Origin of the sequence: Nocardioides sp. Soil796, assembly GCF_001429525.1 — a bacterium.
Taxonomy (GTDB): Bacteria; Actinomycetota; Actinomycetes; order Propionibacteriales; family Nocardioidaceae; genus Nocardioides.
This window is the reverse complement of record NZ_LMSQ01000020.1, coordinates 346290-364794: the sequence shown is the minus strand read 5'-3', so window position 1 is coordinate 364794 and position 18505 is coordinate 346290. Positions and strand designations below refer to the sequence as shown.

Annotated in this window: 18 protein-coding genes; 13 read left to right on the top strand and 5 right to left on the bottom strand. The window is 70.3% G+C overall.

Annotation, left to right across the window (positions count from 1 at the left end; all coding sequences use genetic code 11):
- The first annotated feature begins 63 nt into the window (after positions 1 to 63).
- Genes ASH02_RS22855 through ASH02_RS22840 form a run of 4 tightly spaced genes read left to right on the top strand, consistent with a single transcriptional unit; the run spans position 64 to position 2453 of the window.
- Entirely contained in the window at positions 64 to 438 is a 375-nt protein-coding gene (locus tag ASH02_RS22855; RefSeq protein ID WP_057295508.1) for a DoxX family protein, read from the top strand.
- Positions 410 to 988, top strand: a complete 579-nt coding sequence (locus ASH02_RS22850) for a GNAT family N-acetyltransferase (RefSeq protein ID WP_235539101.1) — start codon at positions 410 to 412, stop codon at positions 986 to 988. The genes ASH02_RS22855 and ASH02_RS22850 overlap by 29 nt, the downstream gene beginning before the upstream one ends.
- The gene (locus tag ASH02_RS22845; protein WP_057295507.1) at positions 985 to 1950 is read left to right on the top strand and encodes a hypothetical protein; all 966 of its coding nucleotides are present in this window, start codon (positions 985 to 987) and stop codon (positions 1948 to 1950) included. The genes ASH02_RS22850 and ASH02_RS22845 overlap by 4 nt, the downstream gene beginning before the upstream one ends.
- Positions 1947 to 2453 (top strand): SigE family RNA polymerase sigma factor, encoded by a 507-nt coding sequence (locus tag ASH02_RS22840; RefSeq protein ID WP_057295506.1) that lies wholly within the window; start codon positions 1947 to 1949, stop codon positions 2451 to 2453. The genes ASH02_RS22845 and ASH02_RS22840 overlap by 4 nt, the downstream gene beginning before the upstream one ends.
- Positions 2454 to 2458: 5 nt before the next feature.
- Here the strand turns inward: ASH02_RS22840 and ASH02_RS22835 are convergent, their stop codons facing one another.
- The gene (locus ASH02_RS22835; protein ID WP_056683842.1) at positions 2459 to 3286 is read right to left on the bottom strand and encodes an SRPBCC family protein; all 828 of its coding nucleotides are present in this window, start codon (positions 3284 to 3286) and stop codon (positions 2459 to 2461) included.
- 295 nt (positions 3287 to 3581) lie between these two features.
- Here ASH02_RS22835 and ASH02_RS22830 point away from each other — a divergent pair, with 295 nt between their 5' ends.
- On the top strand, positions 3582 to 4793 hold the full coding sequence (locus ASH02_RS22830) for an HNH endonuclease signature motif containing protein (protein ID WP_056683835.1): 1212 nt from the start codon (positions 3582 to 3584) through the stop codon (positions 4791 to 4793).
- Positions 4794 to 4827: 34 nt separating this feature from the next.
- On the opposite strand, the gene ASH02_RS22825 is transcribed toward ASH02_RS22830, so the two are convergent.
- Together ASH02_RS22825 and ASH02_RS22820 are read right to left on the bottom strand one after the other, a co-directional pair.
- On the bottom strand, positions 4828 to 5214 hold the full coding sequence (locus ASH02_RS22825; protein ID WP_056683833.1) for a VOC family protein: 387 nt from the start codon (positions 5212 to 5214) through the stop codon (positions 4828 to 4830).
- A gap of 21 nt (positions 5215 to 5235) precedes the next feature.
- Positions 5236 to 5802, bottom strand: coding sequence for a dihydrofolate reductase family protein (locus ASH02_RS22820; protein WP_056683828.1), 567 nt, complete (start codon positions 5800 to 5802; stop codon positions 5236 to 5238).
- Positions 5803 to 5948: 146 nt separating this feature from the next.
- On the opposite strand from ASH02_RS22820, the gene ASH02_RS22815 reads away from it, so the two are divergent.
- A complete protein-coding gene (locus ASH02_RS22815) occupies positions 5949 to 6683 on the top strand; it encodes a sulfite exporter TauE/SafE family protein (protein WP_056683827.1) in 735 nt (244 codons plus the stop codon).
- Between the two features lie 21 nt (positions 6684 to 6704).
- Entirely contained in the window at positions 6705 to 7496 is a 792-nt protein-coding gene (locus ASH02_RS22810; RefSeq protein WP_057295504.1) for a hypothetical protein, read from the top strand.
- Between the two features lie 28 nt (positions 7497 to 7524).
- Here the strand turns inward: ASH02_RS22810 and ASH02_RS22805 are convergent, their stop codons facing one another.
- Entirely contained in the window at positions 7525 to 8607 is a 1083-nt protein-coding gene (locus tag ASH02_RS22805; protein WP_057295521.1) for a WD40/YVTN/BNR-like repeat-containing protein, read from the bottom strand.
- Between the two features lie 148 nt (positions 8608 to 8755).
- Positions 8756 to 10504, bottom strand: coding sequence for a pyruvate dehydrogenase (locus ASH02_RS22800; RefSeq protein WP_057295503.1), 1749 nt, complete (start codon positions 10502 to 10504; stop codon positions 8756 to 8758).
- A 113-nt stretch (positions 10505 to 10617) separates the two neighbouring features.
- Here ASH02_RS22800 and ASH02_RS22795 point away from each other — a divergent pair, with 113 nt between their 5' ends.
- The 6 genes from ASH02_RS22795 (at position 10618) to ASH02_RS22770 (ending at position 18494) form a co-directional block, all read left to right on the top strand.
- A complete protein-coding gene (locus ASH02_RS22795; protein ID WP_057295502.1) occupies positions 10618 to 12069 on the top strand; it encodes a flavin-containing monooxygenase in 1452 nt (483 codons plus the stop codon).
- An 82-nt stretch (positions 12070 to 12151) separates the two neighbouring features.
- On the top strand, positions 12152 to 12745 hold the full coding sequence (locus ASH02_RS22790; protein ID WP_057295501.1) for a carboxymuconolactone decarboxylase family protein: 594 nt from the start codon (positions 12152 to 12154) through the stop codon (positions 12743 to 12745).
- Entirely contained in the window at positions 12742 to 13617 is an 876-nt protein-coding gene (locus ASH02_RS22785; protein ID WP_200959225.1) for an RNA polymerase sigma-70 factor, read from the top strand. The genes ASH02_RS22790 and ASH02_RS22785 overlap by 4 nt, the downstream gene beginning before the upstream one ends.
- Positions 13618 to 13717: 100 nt before the next feature.
- Positions 13718 to 15373 (top strand): FAD-dependent oxidoreductase, encoded by a 1656-nt coding sequence (locus tag ASH02_RS22780; RefSeq protein ID WP_057295500.1) that lies wholly within the window; start codon positions 13718 to 13720, stop codon positions 15371 to 15373.
- Positions 15370 to 16767: a sensor histidine kinase gene (locus ASH02_RS22775; RefSeq protein ID WP_057295499.1), complete on the top strand. Its 1398-nt coding sequence runs from the start codon at positions 15370 to 15372 to the stop codon at positions 16765 to 16767. The genes ASH02_RS22780 and ASH02_RS22775 overlap by 4 nt, the downstream gene beginning before the upstream one ends.
- A gap of 74 nt (positions 16768 to 16841) precedes the next feature.
- Positions 16842 to 18494, top strand: a complete 1653-nt coding sequence (locus ASH02_RS22770) for a long-chain fatty acid--CoA ligase (protein ID WP_056891656.1) — start codon at positions 16842 to 16844, stop codon at positions 18492 to 18494.
- Positions 18495 to 18505 lie beyond the last annotated feature (11 nt).

Here is an 18505-nt window from a genome sequence, read left to right as displayed (position 1 = left end):
CTGGCTGCGCTGCTCGCCAAACCGGCAGCAGCATGACCGTTGCTTAGACCGATTGACCTAGCCATGTTCACGGTCACCGGATGCGCTCACTTCGTCGGGATGCGCGACGACATGATCGCCATGGTGCCGCCGTCGCTCCCGTCCCCGGGAACCCTGGTCACCCTGACCGGCGTGCTCGAGCTCCTCGGGGCCGTCGGCCTGGTGTGGCGGCGTACGACGGGCGCCGCCGCGGCAGCGCTCGGGCTGCTGATGGTCGCGATGTTCCCGGCCAACGTGTACGCCGCGACGCATGGTCTGATCGCCGAGTGGACGGACCACCTGGTGCCCCGGACGATCCTGCAGATCGTCTACGTCGCCGCGACAGCACTGGTGGCACGTCATCATTGGTCGCAGACCAAGGTGGAGGAGGGTGAGCGTGCTCCGGCCGGCCCGCGTTGACGACGTGCCGCTCCTGCGCGCCATCGAACGCGCCGCGGGCGAGGCGTTCCGTGCCGTGGGGATGGCCGCCGTCGCCGACGACGAGCCGCTCTCCGTCGACGTCCTGCGTGGGTACGTCGACGGGGCGCGGGCGTGGGTGGCCACCGACGAGATGGACCGGCCCGTGGCCTATCTGATCGTCGATGTCGTCGACGGTGCGGGCCATGTGGAGCAGGTGTCGGTCCACCCCGACCATGCCGGCCGGCGGCTGGGCAGCGCGCTCATCGAGGAAGCGGCGACATGGGCGTGGCGCAACGGTTTCACTGCGCTGACCCTGACCACCTTCGCCGAGGTGGCGTGGAATGCTCCCTACTACCGTCGACTGGGCTTCCGCGTGCTCGCCCCCGACCAACTGGGCGACGAGTTGCGGCGCGTGCGTGTGCACGAGGCCGAGCTCGGTCTCGACCGGTGGCCGCGGGTCGCGATGTCCAGGCCGGTCGTCGAACCGCACGAAAAGAATCTGGCCCACCGTGACAACGCCACGGCTCCCGGATCCGTCGAGGGTGCATGACCACAGAGACCGAGCTCGCCCACCAGCTGGAGCGCTCGCTGCGCAACCTGCCGACGGCCCCAGCCCTCGACTACCTGCACACCGCGCAACGCGTACGCCGGCGCCGCCGCATCGCAGTCGCTCTCGTGGTGTCCACCTCGGTGGTCGCTCTCGGCGGCGCTGCCGCGGCAGTGGTCGGCGGTGACGATGAAAGGGACGCGGAGCCTGCGGCGTCCGGCGTCGGGCGGGAGCGGGCGCCGGCGGTCGCCGATCCGGGCACCCTCGGGCCCGATCCCGACTACGTGGCACCGGCGCCGGCCAATCCGGTCGAGGCCGTGGACGGTGTCAGGGGGGTCGATGCCTACACCACGGACGAGATCCCGAGCTGGGCCGAGGAGTACGGAGACCACGGACCGGTCGCCATCGCGCCCGACGGACGCCTGTGGGTCGCGCCCGACGCGGTCATACGGCGCACCGTCATCGACCCGTTGGGCCCTGGTGGTGTCGACGCCGACCCGACCTCCGTGTCGTACGCCGTCGAGGCCGAGTTCGACGTGCCCGAGGTGCCCATGGAACCCGAGGCGTTCAAGGGCGATGTCGTGTGGGTGATCGTCAGCCGGACCGCCGAAACTGCCACGGTGGGGGAGATGGACGAGCCCGGTCGTTGGACCGACGACTTCGAGCTGTGGGTCGACGACGTGACGGCCCACGACCAGGGCCGACCCGACTTCGCCGCGCGCCTGGTCGGGTATGCGAGCGACCGCTCCGACGTTCTGGAGCCGAGGCAGGGCGTGGAGATCGTGCGCCAGCGCGGGGATGTCCTTGCCGGGACCACCAAGCGCTCCGCCGCGGCAGAGGTGCGCTGGGCCGGGAAGACCTGGTTCGTGGTCGCCGGAACCGACTGGATCGAGGCCTACGAGCCGGCCGACTCGGCTCCCGATTTCGCAGCCTTCATCGAATGGGCACGCGGTGACCTTTCGTGAATGAGCGCGACGCCTCCTACGTCGACTTCGTCGCCGCGCACCAGGATCGGCTCCGGCGCATCGCCTACGCCGTCTGCGGCGACGACAACCGCGCCGAAGACGTGCTGCAGGACGCATTCGTCAAGCTCTACCTGTCGTGGTCGAAGGTGCGCGAGGCGGGCCGCGAGGAGGCCTACGCGCGCCGCATCATCGTCAACGCCGATCTCGACGACCGACGCAGGCCCTGGCTGAGGCGGCGAGCGACCACCGGTGTCGATCACCTGGAACGCGCGGCGGCGGCGCCCGGGCTGCCGGTGGAGGATCGCTCCGACCTGCTCGCGGCGGTGCGGCGGCTGCCGGCCATGCAACGACGCGTCGTGGTGCTCCGGCACTGGCTCGGACTCTCCGTGGCCGAGACCGCCGAGGAGCTCGGGATCCGCGAGGGCACGGTGAAGAGCCACGCGTCGCGCGGACTGGCCTCGTTGCGGGCCGTGCTCGACGAGCACGCCCAGGTGTCGCGGTAGGTCAGTCAAGGGTGCTTGACATCGCCGTTCGCAGTCGCCGCGATCTTGCGCAGCATCCGGCGTACGGCGAGCACGTGGCCGCGGGTGCCGATGACCGCACTGCGATAGGCGAATCCCAGTGGGCCGGGGAAGTCGGCGTACGTGACCGCCGACAGCTCGCTGCCGCCGGGCACGTCGACCAGCCGGAAGTCGAGCGCGTAGCGCGAGAAGCGGTGCCGACCGGTCAGGCCCAGGATTCGTGGTGCCTCCCGCTGGGTCACGGAGAACCCGGCGGACGGCTCGAGTCCCAGGGCGCGGGACAGGAGGGCGTGCTCCTGCCCGGTCAGGTGCTCGGCGAAGCCCACGACCGCCGGCCAGGCCTGCGTGGCCTGCACGTCGAGGTCCACCCGGTGCTCGTCGACGTACGTCGGTCTGTTCAGGCCCTCGGCGGCCCGACGGAATCCGTCGTTCTCCGTGGCGATCGCCTTGTGCAGCACAGGTCTGGCCACTGTCGCGAGCGCGCCTGCGCCGGGTCCCTCGAGCTCGAGGGAGAGACGGTTGCGGCAGCCGCCCCCTGTCGGCTCGATTTCGTGGCTCCCGGTCATGAGGACGCCATTGCGGCGGGTCTGCCACGCGAATCGCCTGGGTGGGTCGAGGTCCGTGACCGTCCAGGTGGCTGACGGAAGTCGCGGCTGCTTGACGCGTGCGGTCGAGCCCGGGCCGAGGGGGCCGTCAGAGGTCAGCCCCACCGAGGTCATGGTCGGAGTGAGTGCCGGCCAGCCCTCGACGTCCTCGGTCAGCTCCCACACCCGCTCGGGAGGTGCGGCTATGAAGATCTCGTCATGGATCACCATCACTCCATCAAACCACTGGCGCCTGAGGTGTCGGTGGCGGCGGGCATGCTGGGTGTCGGTGACCGAAACACTTGTCATCGAAGAATCTGGAAGAATGGCTTGTGCCTGTTTCCGAACGGGCGTACGATGAGGGCACTTCATCATCCGAAATGGCCGGGCCCGGGTTTCTGGGCCTTCGTGGGCGAAGGGTGATGGGTCAGATGCACCACGGTGAGTGATAGTCCCGGTTCGGGGCCTCCGGCGTCGCAGTGAAGACCAACCTGCGCTGTGGAGGACGACCGTGAGTGTGCACCCGATGACCGACAGTCTGGCGGCAGTGCGTTCCGCGATCGAGGAGTTGGCGGGGTTCGATCCGTTGTATGTGCCGATGCCGCAGAAGCGTGAGCTGATGCGGGGTCTGGTGGCGGCGGAGGCTCAGTTGGCTGCGGTGCGGTTGGGCGTGTTGGCCGTCGCCGGCGATGTGGCCGATGATGCGGGCGCGAAGAGTGCGGCGTCGTGGTTGAGCCACGATCAGAACCTGGACAAGCGCGCCGTCCATGCCGACCAGTCGTTGGCCGCGGTGCTCGCGCAACGGTGGTTCCTGGTTGCTGCTGCCTTGGGGGCCGGTGAGGTGAACCTGGAGCAGGCCCGTGCCATCGCGCACGCCCTCGACGAGGTCCGCGATGAGCTCTCGGGCGCCCAGCTCGTCGAGGCGGAGCGGACCTTGCTGGCCGAGGCCAAGCGACTCGATCCCACCGGATTGCGCCGGCTGGGTCGACACCTGGCCGACGTGGTCGACCCCGACTCCGCCGAGGAGCGTGAGGCGAAGCGGTTGGCCGAGGAGGACAAGCTCGCCGCGGAGAAGGCGAAGCTGTCACTGCGTCCCCAGGGCGATGGCACCACCCGCATCAGCGCGCGCCTGCCCGACGCGGTGGCCAAGCGACTCAAGCGCTACCTCGAGGCGTTCGCCCAGCCACGCAAGCAGGCGGCGGAGGCTGATGGTCGCCGGGTGCCCTACAACACGCTGTTGGCCCGGGCGATGGGAGACCTGTTGGAGCGTGTCGATCCGCACCGGTTGCCCGACCACGGGGGTGATGCGACCACGGTGATCGTGACGATCACCCTCGACCAGCTGCGCACCGAGCTTTCCTCCGCCGGACTCGGCTACGACGACGACACCCCGATCACCGCGGCCACCGCCCGCCGGTTGGCGTGCAACGGAACCATCTATCCGATGGTGCTCGGTGGCGCTGGGCAGGTCCTCGACGCCGGGCGTGGCTCCCGCTTCCACAACCCGATTCAACGCAAGGTGATCAGGCTCCGCGACAAGAGGTGCCGTGCCGCCGGGTGCGACGTGGCCGCCGAGTGGTGCGACGTGCACCATCTGGAGGCCTGGTCCAAGGGTGGCAAGACGACCGTCAAGGACGGCGTGCTGCTCTGCTGCCACCATCACCACCGGGTCCACGACCCTGCCTACCACCACGAACGACACCCCGACGGATCCATCCGCTTCACCAGACGCACCTAGGCCGACCCGGGTGCAGGAGAGATCAGCCCAGGCCTCAGGGCGTGGACTGGTTCAGGAACCAGCGGTGGTGCCACGGGTCCCGGAAGACCGCGACCCGGCCGGCAGGCGGCGAGTCCTCGGGGCCGCGGTCCATGGTCACCCCTGCCGCGAGCAGGCGGCCCACCACCGCGTCCACGTCGTCGACGACCAGGTGCAGGCTGACCGCCGACCCGCGAGCGGGGTCCGGTGGCGCGACGCCGGACTCGGGGAACTCGTCGGCCATCATCCAGCGGGCTGAACCGATCGCCAGCTCGACATGGCCGATGCGCCCGTCCTCCATGACGATCGGGTCGTAGACGACTTGTGCGCCGAGCGCGTCGACGTACCAGTCGATCGCGGCGCGGGCGTCGCCCACGCAGAGGTACGGCGTCAGCTCACTCATCCCTGGACCTCCCTCCATGCATCATGCGCCTGTGCTGGGAGGTCCGTCCAACACTCGGGGCTGGTAGGTCAGGAGCTGGAGCCCGCCCTCGAAGGTGCGGCTCTCGACCAGGTCGAGCGCGACGTCGGGGTAGCCGTCGTAGATGCGCTCCTGGCCGGTGGCGCCGGTGATCACCGGGAAGACCACGACCCGGAACCTGTCGACCAGGCCAGCGGCGAGCAGCGAGCGGCACAGGGTGAGGCTGCCGAGGGTGGCGATCGGCATGGTCTCGTGGGCCTTCATCTCGCGCACGGCCTCCACGGGATCGGTCGAGACGAGCGTGCTGTTCGCCCACTCCAGCGGCTCGCTCAGGGTCGAGGAGAACACCACCTTCCGGAAGTCGGCCATCACGTCGGTGCCGGGCTCGCCCTGGGCGGCGAAGCCGTGCATCAGGCGGTAGGTGTTGGCGCCCATCAGGTGGATGTGCTCGGGCTGTTCGCCCAGCCAGGCAAGGTATTCGGGGCTCTCCATGCCCCAGAAGCCCGGCCATCCCTCGGCCGCGCCGTACCCGTCGAGTGAGGTGATGTAGTCGACCAGCAGCTCGGACATGTCGTTTCCTCCTGGGTCAAGGCTCGCCTGCCACACCGGTGCGGTGGAGGCTCCTGGATGAACAGACCTCCAGTCAGCCGAGAACTCATCGCGTCGTAATGTCGCATGTTCCGTGTGCTGTCTGACCTGGAGAAGGAGAACCGACCGTGGCAGTCGCCCTGGGCCTGCTCGCCCTCGTCATCGGCGCCCTCATCGGCATGGTCGGCGTCGGCGGGGTCCTGCTGCCGCCGGGCCTGGTGGCACTGGGTGATCTGTCGGTCCACGAGGCGACCGCCACCAGCACCTGGGCGTTCCTCTTCACGGGTGTGGTCGGCACCATCGCCTACGCCCGGCAGGGCGTCGTGCCCTGGCCGATGCTGCGCCGACTCGGGGTGGGCGTCGTGCCTGCTGCGTTCCTCGGTGCGTTGGTCAGCGCCAGCCTGCCCGCGACAGCCCTCATGCTCGGCCTGGCCGCGCTGACCCTGCTCGTCGGCGTGAACCAGCTCCTCCCCGGCGCTCGACACCTGGACGTCGGCGAGCTCGGCACGGTGCCCCTGGTCGGCATCGGGGCGTTCGTCGGCCTCGGCTCGGCGCTCACCGGCACGGGTGGGCCGGTGCTGCTCGTGCCGATCCTGCTCCTGCTGGGAGTCGCGCCGCTGAAGGCGGTCGCGGTCAGTCAGGCCGTCCAGCTGCCCGTGGTGGTCGCCGGTTCGATCGGCTTCCTGCAGACCGGCCTGGTCGACGTACGCCTCGGGACCCTGCTCGGAGTGGTGGCCGCTCTCGGCACGGTCGGCGGAGCCCTCCTGGCGACGCGGGTGCCGGGCGAGGCGCTGCGCAAGGTGGTGGCCTGCGCGTGCCTCGCCGCCGGGACGCTGATCCTGGTGCGCCTGCTCGTGGCCTGAGCTGCCCTCTAGGCTCGTGACGTGACCGTCTCCTTCTCCGAGCACCTCGACCTGCTCGACCTCCACGGGCGCGCGGGCGCGGCCAGCCTCGGGCTGCTCCAGCCCGACGACAGGCTGCCGCCGGCGTCCACGACGGTGCGTCAGGCGGTTGCCGACCACTGGGCAACGCTGGAGATCTGGGCATGGTCGTTGGAGAACCCGGACGACCACTGGAGCCGCCGCGACGACGTCGACGCACCCTCGGTTCATGCGGAGCTGGTGGCCGGGATCGCCGCCGAGCTCGGCAGGCTCGAGACCGCCCTGAGGGCCGCCGGACCGGACACGACGCTGGACTACTTCGGGCGACCGGGTACGACGGCCGAGGTGGCCAGGCTGCTCGCCCACGAGGCGATCACCGTCGCGCACGCGGCGAGCCTGACCGCGGGTCGGTCGACGCCGCCGCTGACCGCAGAGGTGGCCGCCGACGGCATCGACCGGGCGCTCGGGCACTGGTCAGCTCCGGAGGCCGAGGTCCAGTGGCTGCCCGAGATCGTCGAGATCCGGACCAGCGACACGGGGGAGGCGTGGCACGTCGGTCTGAGCTGGCCCGAGAACGGCATGCCAGCCGAGATGCGGCTCGTGTCCCCTGAGGCGCCCGCCGTCGTGGTCGAGGGCCCTGCCGTCGACGTCCACTGGTGGCTGCACGGTCACGACCTGGCCAACGAGGCGGTCACCGTCTCCGGGGTGCCGGAAGTCGCCCGCGTGCTGGGCTCCGCCCTGTTGCACCCCGTGCCGGAAGCCCCGCGCCGCCGGCGCTGGTTCAGCCGACGCTGACCGCTCGCACGGTCTGAGTTCCGGGGAGTCAGCGCAGGTGCAGGGTGGCGGCCCGGCCGTTGCCTCCGGCCGCCCAGCACGTACGACGCACGCAGTCGAGGGTGTGGAAACCGGTTTCGGAGAAGCGCTCCCAGTTGAGGCCACCGTCCAGGCTGATGCTGCTGCCCGCGACGTCACCGGACTCACCCACCACCACGACGGTGTGGTGACGGCCCTGGATCCACGCGGCGTCCTCGCCGAGGTGGGCCAGATCGCCGGCACCGCGCCAGTCGCCGCGTCGCGTGGTGACCGCCGTGGCGTCGACACCGTTGTCGGTTGCGGAGAAGTCGCCGCCGACGGCCAGGCCCTCGCCCGGCGTACGGAAGGCCAGGCCGAAGACGCCTGCCGCCTCGCCGGCCGGGATCGTGGAGTCGGTGGCCTCCCAGGTGCGCCCGAAGTCGGTCGAGTGGAAGACCCGGGAGATGCTGCCGCCCGAGCCGAACCAGGCGTGGCGGCCGTTGATCACCAGGCAGTCACCGCTGGCGGAGAAGTTGAACTCACCGGTCGAGTCGGGCATGCCACGGTCGGACATCACCTGCCATGACCGGCCGCCGTCGTGCGTGCCGATGATGCGGAACTTGCCGTCGACCGGGTCGCTTACCGCGAGGCCACGCTTGCCGCCGGGATAGAAGTCCATGCAGTTGTAGAACGCGGTCTCCTCGGTGTTGCGGAAGGTCTCGGTCCAGGTCGTCCCACCGTCGGTGGTGCGGTAGATCCGGGACGCCTCGCCGGGCCCGATCGCCAGCACGGAAGCGGTCCTGGCGCTGCTCGCCTCGACGTCGCGGAAGCCCAGTCCCTCGGTGCCGGGCGGGCTGACGTCCTGCCAGGACTCGCCGGCGTCGGTCGTGCGGAAGACCTTGCCCGGCCCGCCGTCGGTCAGGCTGCCGCCACTGACCCACGCCGTCCGGTCGTCGACCGCGTCGAGGCCACGGAAGCTCTGGTCGGCGTCGACGACTGACTCGCTCCACGTGGGCTCCGAGTGCCCGCGATCGTGCGGGGCGGCGGCCACGGCCGGCGTACCGAACGGAAGCGAGCTGACGACCAGGGCGAGGGTTCCGAGGAGGATGCGCATGCTTGGCACCTTGCCGCGCGTGACCACGTCTGTCCAGAGCCTGTACGGCGGCACTGGCGCGGTGCTGTTGACGGTTCGCCCGTGTCAGAACGCGTGTGGAGCGACCATAACCCCGCGTTACACCGGGCTGGGCGGACGCTGACCAGGATCAGCGGCGGGGCAGGTTGCGCATGTTGCTGCGCGCCATGCTGACCGCTTCGCCCGCACCCTTGTTGAGCACGATCTTCGACATCGCCGTGGCGAAGCCGAAGACCTGCTCGCTGGTGATCTTGGGCGGCAGGGACAGGGCTTGCGGGTCGGTGATGATCTCGACGAGCGCCGGCCCGTCGTGCGCGAACGCGGCCCGGTAGGCCTCCTCGAGGTCGGTCGGCTGCACGACCCGCTGGGCGTGGAAGCCCATCGCCTGCGCGACCGCCGCGTAGTTGGTGTCGGGGACGTCGACCCCGAAGTCGGGCAGCCCGTCGACCAGCATCTCCAGCTTCACCATGCCGAGCGTCGAGTTGTTGAACAGCACGACCTTGATCGGGATCTTCAACGCCGCCGCGGTGACCAGCTCGCCCAGCAGCATGGACAGTCCGCCGTCGCCGGACACGGAGATGACCTGCCGGTCGGGATGGCTCATCTGGGCGCCGATCGCGTGGGGCAGCGCGTTCGCCATGGATCCGTGGAGGTAGGAGCCGATCAGCCGGCGAGTGCCCAGGGGCCGGATGTAGCGCGCGGTCCACACGTTGCACATGCCGGTGTCGGCGGTGAAGATCGCGTCCTCGTCGGCCACGTCGTCGAGCACGGACGCGGCGTACTCCGGGTGGATCGGCACGAGCTTGTCGACCTTGCGGGTGTACGCGCTGACGGCCTTGTTCATCAGCTTGTCGTGCTTCTTGAGCATCCGGGTGAGGAACCGGTCGCTCTTCTTCGCCTCGACCAGCGGCAGCAGCGCGGCGAGGGTGGGCAGGACGTCGCCGTGGACGGGTACGGCGACCTCGGTACGGCGCCCGATGTGCTCGGCGGCCCGGTCGACCTGGGCGGTGGGGGTGTCCGGGAGGAACTGGTCGTAGGGGAAGTCGGTGCCCAGCAGGAGCAGCAGGTCGGCGTCCTCGATGCCTTCGGCCGCGGCGCCGTAGCCGAGCAGCCCGGTCATCCCGATGTCGAAGGGGTTGTCGAACTGGATGAAGTCCTTGCCGCGCAGCGAGTGGCCGATCGGTGCGTTGATCCTCGCGGCCAGCTCGATCACCTCGTCGTGGGCGCCCTGCACGCCGGCGCCGGCGAAGATCGCCACCTTGTCGGCCTTGTTGATCGCGTCCGCGAGCCGCCGCACGCTCTCCGGCGCGGGGTGCAGCGCTCCCGGCTCGACGGGACGGCAGGACGGCGTCGGGGCCGACGCCTCCAGATCGGCGACGTCTCCGGGGAGCGTCACCACCGCGACGCCGCGCCTGGCGACTGCGTGCTGGATCGCGTCGCGGACGACGCGGGGCGCCTGGTCGGTGGTGCTGACCAGCTCGGAGTAGACCGAGCACTCGGTGAAGATCCGGTCCGGGTGGGTCTCCTGGAAGTAGCCGCTGCCGATCTGGCGGCTCGGGATGTGGGAGGCCAGGGCGAGGACGGGTGCCCCCGATCGGTTGGCGTCGTAGAGGCCGTTGATCAGGTGCAGGTTGCCCGGGCCGCACGATCCGGCGCACACGGCGAGCTTCCCGGTGAGCTGTGCTTCGGCCGACGCCGCGAAGGCCGCGGCCTCCTCGTGCCGCACGTGCACCCAGTCGATGCCGCCCTTGGCCGAGCCACCGGTGCGGCGCACGGCATCGACGATCGGGTTGAGGCTGTCACCGACGATCCCGTAGATGCGCTGCACTCCCGCGGACTGCAGTTGTTCCACGAACTGGCTGGCGAGCTCCTGGGCCACGACGCTTCCTCTCGTTGGGGTCAACTGGTCTTCGAGTATGCGCTGGACACCCACAACTGGCGACAGGTCAACTGGAACTGGCGACGGGTCGGCGGGCGTGCCACGATCAGCCAATGCCTGCGAACCCGTCCATCGCCATCATCGGGACCGGCTTCGGCGGTCTCGCCGCGGCCATCGAGCTGAAGAAGCGTGGCTTCCACGACCTCGTGCTCCTCGAGAAGGCCGACGACGTCGGCGGCGTCTGGCGCGAGAACACCTACCCCGGCGCGGCCTGTGACGTGCCCTCGCCGTTCTACTCCTACTCGTTCGAGCCGAACCCGCGCTGGCCGCACCGCTTCTCGCGGCAGCCGGCGATCCTCGACTACATCCACCACGTCGTCGACAAGTACGACCTGCGCCGGCACCTCCGGCTCGGCACCGAGGTGCTCGGGTCGTCGTACGACGCCACGACCGGACGGTGGACCGTCGAGATCGACGGCGGCGAACCGATCGAGGTCGACGTGCTCGTCTCCGCGGTCGGCCAGCTGTCGCGGCCGGCGTACGCCGACATCCCCGGCCGCGAGACCTTCGCCGGCGAGAGCTTCCACTCGGCGGAGTGGAACCACGACGTCGACCTGACCGGCAAGCGTGTGTCGGTGGTCGGCACGGGCGCCAGCGCGATCCAGTTCGTGCCGCACATCCGAGAGGACGCCGCGCACGTGACGCTGTTCCAACGCAGTGCGCCGTACATCATCCCGCGGATGGACCGGGAGTTCAGCGCGACCCACCACAAGGTCTTCGAGAAGGTGCCCGCGACCGAGCTGGCCGAACGCGGCACGTGGTACGGCGTCGTCGAGGGACTCAGCGTCGCGTGGGTCTACTCCAAGCCGCTGTCCCGCGTGCTGAAGCGAGTCTCGAAGTTCCACATGCGCCGTCAGACCAAGTCGCGGCCGGGGCTCTTCGAGAAGGTGTGGCCCGACTACCCGATCGGCTGCAAGCGGATCCTCTTCTCCAACGACTACCTGCCGGCGCTGGCCCAGCCGAACGTCGACGTGGTGACCGAGGCGATCACCGCGATCACCCCCACTGGTGTCACGACCGCGGACGGACGCGAGCACGAGACCGACGTCCTGGTCTGGGGGACCGGGTTCAAGGCCACCGAGTTCCTCGCGCCGATGAGGATCGAGGGTCCGGACGGCGTCAGCCTGGCCGACGCCTGGGCGACGGGCGCGCACGCCTACTACGGCATGACGGTGCCCGGTTTCCCCAACCTGTGCGTGATGTACGGCCCGAACACCAACACCGGAGGTGGTTCGATCATCTACTTCCTGGAGGCCCAGGCAGACCACCTCGGTGACTACGTCGAGCACCTCGCCACGACGGGAGCTCCCCTCCAGGTGCGCGCCGACGTCGAGGCGGCGTACGACGACCGCGTGCAGCAGGAGCTGCGCGGAAGCGTCTGGAGCCAGTGCGCCTCGTGGTACCGCCAGGCCGACGGACGGATCACGACCAACTGGCCGTGGCTCGGCGTGCAGTACCGCCGGCAGGCCAGGTTCGACCCGGCCGACTACGAGTCCGTGCACTGATCCGCGGAACCGGTCAGCACGAACTGTCACAGATCGACGATGGCCGGCGTCTTCATGTCGTGACCGACGACAGGAGACCACGATGAACGGCACGACCCGCATCCCCCGCAAGCCCCTCGACGGCATCTACGGCGGGATCCTCAAGTTCGCGATGAAGAAGAAGATGGGCAGCGTGCCCGAGGGTGCCGAGGTGATGTGGCACCACCCCGCGATCTTCAAGGACAGCATGAAGTTCGGCGCCAAGGTGGAGAAGTGGGACAAGCTCGACCGCACCCTGGCCACCCTCGCCGCGATGGCCGCGGCGGCCGAGATCGGGTGCAGCTTCTGCCTCGACTTCCACTACTTCCTGGCCCACGACAAGGGACTGGACGAGTCGAAGGCGCGCGAGGTGCCGCGCTGGCGCGAGTCCGACGCGTTCACGCCGGTGGAGCGCCGGGTGATGGAGTACGCCGTCGCGATGTGCCAGCTCCCCGTGGCCGTCACCGACGAGCTGGCGGCCGCCCTGCTCGAGGATCTCGGTGCCGCCGGGCTGCTCGAGCTGACCTCGCGGGTCGGCATGATGAACATGACCGCACGCGGCAACGTGGCCCTCGGCATCAGGTCCGCCGAGTTCGCCGAGGCCTGCGGGCTGGCGCCCCTCGCCGCATCGTCGCGACCCGTAGTGTCGGCGTCGTGACCACAGACCCGTTCGTCACCCACCGGGGCCTGCTCTTCACGGTCGCCTACGAGATGCTCGGGACGGCGGCCGACGCCGAGGACGTCGTCCAGGAGACGTGGCTGAAGTGGACGCGGGTCGACCGGGCCGAGGTGCGTGACCCGCGTGCGTTCCTGGTCCGCATCGTCACCCGTGCGGCGCTCGACCAGCTGCGTACGGCGTCCCGCCGCCGTGAGGAGTACGTCGGGCAGTGGCTGCCCGAGCCGTTGTTGACCAGCCCCGACATCGCCGAGGACGTCGAGCTGGCCGACAGCCTGTCGATGGCGATGCTGCTGGTGCTCGAGACGCTCACCCCCACCCAGCGCGCGGTGTTCGTGCTGCACGACGTGTTCGACTTCGGCTACGACGAGCTGGCCGAGGCGGTCGGCAAGTCCGAGGCCGCCGTACGCCAGATCGCCAGTCGGGCAAGGGCACACGTCGCCGAGCGGAAGCCGCGCGGCGCGGTCTCGCGGGCCGACACCCAGGGAGCGCTGGAGGCGTTCCAACGGGCGGTGGCCACCGGCGAGATCGAGGACCTGCTCGACATCCTCGCCCCTGACGTGGTCGTGCTCGGCGACGGCGGCGGCATCAAGCAGGCCGTGCCGAACGCGGTGTGCGGCGCCGACAAGGTGGGCCGCCTGCTCAGGGCCGGGCTCGCCGTCCTTGCCGCGAGCGCCACGAGGACCGAGACGGTGACGGTCAACGGATGGCCGGCCCTGGTCGTGTGGATCGACGACGAGCTCGACAGCGTCGTCTCCCTGCGCGTCGAGGAGGGCCTGGTCAGCGGCATCTACGCGTTGCGCAACCCGGAGAAGCTGTCCCGGATCCTCCAGGAGGTCGAGCTCAGCCGCTGACAATGACCCGCATCCCCAGAATCGGGTAGGTCGGGAGCGAAACCCACGCGATCGCCGTCGGCGCCGATACCTTCGATGGTGGTCCTGGAGGGGTGCTGCGATGGCGAAACCCGCAATCCTTGCGGTTGACGACGACCCGGGGGTCTCCCGCGCCATCGCGCGGGACATGCGCACGCGCTACGGCGGCGACTACACGATCATCCGGGCCACGTCCGGCTCCGAGGCGCTGACCACCATGACCGAGCTGGCCCTGCGGGCCCGGCCGGTGGCGCTGGTCGCCTCCGACCAGCGGATGCCCGGCATGACCGGCATCGAGCTCCTCGAGCAGGTGCGGCTCCTCACGCCCGACACCAAGCTGCTCCTGCTCACGGCGTACGCCGACACGGACGTGGCGATCAAGGCGATCAACGACATCGGGCTGGACTACTACCTGCTCAAGCCGTGGGACCCGCCAGCGGAGCACCTCTACCCGGTGGTCGACGACCTGCTCGACGACTGGAGCAGCGACCACCCCGACGACGCCGCGACCGTGCGGGTCGTGGGGCACCGGTGGTCCGACCGCAGCCACGAGCTCAAGACCTTCCTGGCCCGCAACCATGTTCCCTACCGGTGGCTGGACATCGAGCGCGAGGACGAGGCCCGCAAGCTCCTCGCCCTCGCTGGTGGCGGAGCCGCCGACCTGCCCCTCGTGCTGGTTCCCGACCACGACACCCTGCGCACGCCGACCACCCTGGACCTGGCCGAAGCGCTCGGCCTGCGCACGAGGGCCGAGCAGCCGCTCTACGACCTGTGCATCGTCGGCGGCGGGCCCGCCGGCCTGGCGGCGGCGGTCTACGCGGCCTCGGAGGGCCTGAGCACCGTCGTGGTCGAGCGGGACGCCCCGGGTGGGCAGGCCGGCCAGAGCGCGGCGATCGAGAACTACCTCGGCTTCCCGAAGGGCCTGACCGGTGCCGACCTCACCCACCGGGCGGTGGCCCAGGCGTCGCGGTTCGGTGCGGAGATGGTGCTGGCGCGTGACGTGGTGGGCTTCGAGACACGCGGCCCGGTCCGGGCGGTGCTGTTCGACTCCGGCGAGATCGAGGCGCGGTCGCTGCTGGTCGCCACGGGCGTCTCCTACCGCCGGCTCGAGGCGGAGGGCCTCGACGGGCTCGGCCTGCACGGTGCCCGCTACGGGGCGACCGCGAGCGAGGCGGTCGAGTGCGCCGGCGAGGAGGTGTACGTCGTGGGCGCGGCCAACTCCGCCGGTCAGGCGGTGCTCAACCTGGCCCGCTACGCCAAGCGGGTCGTGCTCGTGGTGCGCGGTGATGCTCTGGAGCACACGATGTCGCAGTATCTCGTCGCCCGGATCCGTGGCGCGGAGAACGTCGAGGTGCAGCTGGGCACCGAGGTGGTGGCGGCCCGTGGCGACGGCCACCTCGAGGCGATCACCCTGGCCGACCGGGCCCGTGGGACGACGACGGAGGTGTCGACGTCGTGGCTCTTCGTCTTCATCGGCGCGGTGCCGCACACCGCGTGGCTCGGCGACTCCGTGGCACGTGACGACAAGGGATTCGTGCTGACCGGGCAGGAGCTGCTCGCCTCTGCCCACGCCGGGCAGTGGCCGTTGCTGCGGTCGCCGTACGCCCTGGAGACGAGCGTGCCCGGAGTGTTCGCCGCCGGTGACGTGCGCCTGGACTCGATGAAGCGGGTCGCCTCCGCCGTGGGTGAGGGCGCCATGTCGGTCTACCTGGTCCACCGCTACCTGGCGACGACATGAGCTTCGACGCCGTGCGGGCCATCGCACTTTTCGACGGGCTGGATGACGACCAGCTCCGTCAGCTGCTGGATGCCGGAGACGAGGTCGGCTTCGGGGTCGGGGAGGAGCTGTTCCGCGAGGCCCGCCCGGCCGCCGACTGGTGGGTGCTCCTCGAGGGCTCCCTCACGCTGACCCGTCACGTCGGCCACGAGGAGACCCTGATGGGCAGGATGGCGACCCCCGGCCAATGGGCCGGCGGGTTCCAGGCCTGGGACCCGCACGGCATCTACACCGCCACGGGTCGCGGGGACACCGCGGGACGGTTGCTCCGGGTGCCGGCGGACCGGCTCCGTGGGCTCGCCGACGCCTGGTTCCCGTTCGGGGTCCACATGATCAGCGGACTGATGAACACCGTGCGCAGCATCGAGTCGCGCACCCGCCAGCGTGAGGCGCTGGTCGCCCTCGGCACGCTCGCGGCCGGGTTGGCGCACGAGATCAACAACCCGGCCTCCGCCGCCACCCGCGCGGTCGACGCCCTCGCGGAGACCTGCGAGGAGCTGTTGTCCTCGCTGACCCGGCTCGCGGAGGGACCGATCACCGCCGGCCAGTTCGTGGAGCTCGACACGTTGCGCCGCGAGATCGAACCGCCGCCGGCCGTCGCCGATCCCCTGGCCGTGGCCGATCGCGAGGACGCGCTCTCCGACTGGCTCGCCGCGCACGGCGTCGAACGGGAGTGGGAGGTCGCCTCCCACCTCGCCGCCGCCGGCGTCGACGTGGCGTGGTGCGACCGGGTGGCTGTCGTGCTCGAGGGTGGCCCGCTGGCCGCGGGACTCGGGTGGGTGGCCAGCTCGCTCTCCACCTCGGCACTCCTCTCGGAGGTGAAGGAGTCGACGCGGCGCATCTCGGAGCTGGTGGCCGCGGTGCGCACCTACTCCCAGCTCGACCGGGCCTCGGTCCAGCGGATGGACCTGACCGAGGGACTGGAGAGCACCCTGGTGATGCTGGGCCACAAGCTGGGTGGCATCACCGTCGTGCGCGACTACGGCTCCGACGTACCCCAGATCGAGGCGACCGCGGCGGAGCTGAACCAGGTGTGGACCAACCTGATCGACAACGCGGTGGACGCGATGGAGGGCGTCGGCACGTTGCGGGTGTCGACGCGCGCACAGGGTGAGGGAGTGGTCGTCGAGATCGTCGACTCCGGCCCGGGGATGCCCGACGACGTGCAGGCGCACGCGTTCGAGCCGTTCTTCACCACCAAGGACGTCGGGCAGGGGACCGGCCTGGGCCTGGACCTCTCGCGCCGGATCGTCGTCGAACGCCACGGCGGCGAGATCACGATCGAGTCGGAACCGGGCCGGACGGTGTTCCGCGTGCGCCTGCCGAAGCGACCCTCGTCGAGCCCTGCGGGCTGACCAGCTCCCCGAAGGCTGCACATTTCCTCCCGGAGGGTGGTGCGCTCGAGCGGGAAGTGTGGCCATGATGGCCCATGTTGAGCACGATGCAGGACGAGCCCCTGTCCCTGGCCACCATCCTCCGCCACGCGATGACGTCGAAGGCGGACGCCGAGGTCGCCACCTGGACCGGGTCCGAGGTGCGCCGGATGACCTTCGGGGAAGTCGGCCGCCAGGCCGGTCGGCTGGCGAACGCGCTGCGCGGACTCGGGGTCGAGCAGACCGACCGGGTCGGCACGTTCATGTGGAACAACAACGAGCACTTCGTTGCCTACAACGCGATTCCGGCGATGGGCTCGGTGCTGCACGCCCTCAACATCCGCCTGTTCCCCGAGCAGCTCACCTTCGTGGCCAACCATGCCGAGGACAAGGTGGTCATCGTCGACGGCTCGCTGCTGCCGCTCTTCGGACCCCTGTTGCCGGGCCTGAGGTCGGTGCAGCACGTGATCGTGGCCAACGGCGACGCGAGTGCCCTCGAGGCTCCCGCCGGCGTCACGGTCCATGCGTACGACGACCTGCTGGCGGCGCACTCCGAGGAGTTCGACTTCCCGGTCGTCGACGAACGCCTGGCCGCGGCCATGTGCTACACCTCGGGCACCACGGGCGAACCCAAGGGCGTGGCCTACTCCCACCGCTCGAGCGTGCTCCACTCGATGCACGTCTGCACCACCGACGGGATGGCCCTCTCGCAGCGCGACAACGTGCTGGCGATCGTGCCGATGTTCCACGCCAACGCCTGGGGCATCCCGTACGCCGCCCTGATGTGCGGCGCCTCGTTGCTGATGCCCGACCGGTTCCTCCAGCCCGAGCCGCTGCTCGAGATGATGGCGGTCGAGAAGCCGACCTTCGCCGCCGCCGTACCGACCATCTGGACCGGCGTGCTCGGCCAGCTCGCCGTCCACCCGCAGGACATCACCCACCTGCGCGAGGTGATCGTCGGTGGCTCCGCGGTGCCGCCGGCGATGATGAAGGAATTCGACGAGAAGCACGGCGTCCCGATCCTCCACGCGTGGGGGATGACCGAGACCTCGCCGCTGGGCTCGGTGGCCCACCCGCCCGCGAAGGCGACCGCCGAGGAAGCCTGGCCCTACCGGATCAGTCAGGGCCAGTTCGCCGCGTCGGTGCAGGCGCGGCTGATCGACGACGCCGGCAACATCGTGCCGCACGACGGCGAGAGCCTCGGCGAGCTCGAGGTGAAGGGGCCGTGGATCGCCGGCTCCTACTACTCACCCGACGGCCGGACCGTCGACCCGGAGAAGTTCCACGACGGCTGGTTGCGCACTGGTGACGTCGGCAGGATCACCCCCGACGGCTACCTCACCCTCGTCGACCGCTCGAAGGACGTGATCAAGTCGGGCGGCGAGTGGATCTCGTCGGTCGACCTCGAGAACGCGGTGATGTCACACGAGGACGTGCTCGAGGCCGCGGTCATCGGGGTGCCCGACACCGCCTGGGACGAGCGCCCGTTGGTCGCCGTGGTGCTGAAGGAGGGTGCTGGCGCCGACGCCGAGGCCCTGCGCGCCTCGCTCGCCGACCGGTTCGCCAAGTGGCAGCTGCCCGAGCACTGGGCCTTCATCGCCGAGGTGCCCAAGACCAGCGTGGGCAAGTTCGACAAGAAGGTGATCCGCGCTCAGCACGCAGCCGGTGAGCTCGACGTCGTGGAGCTCGAGGGCCCCAAGCCGCGCTGAGGTCCCAGTGA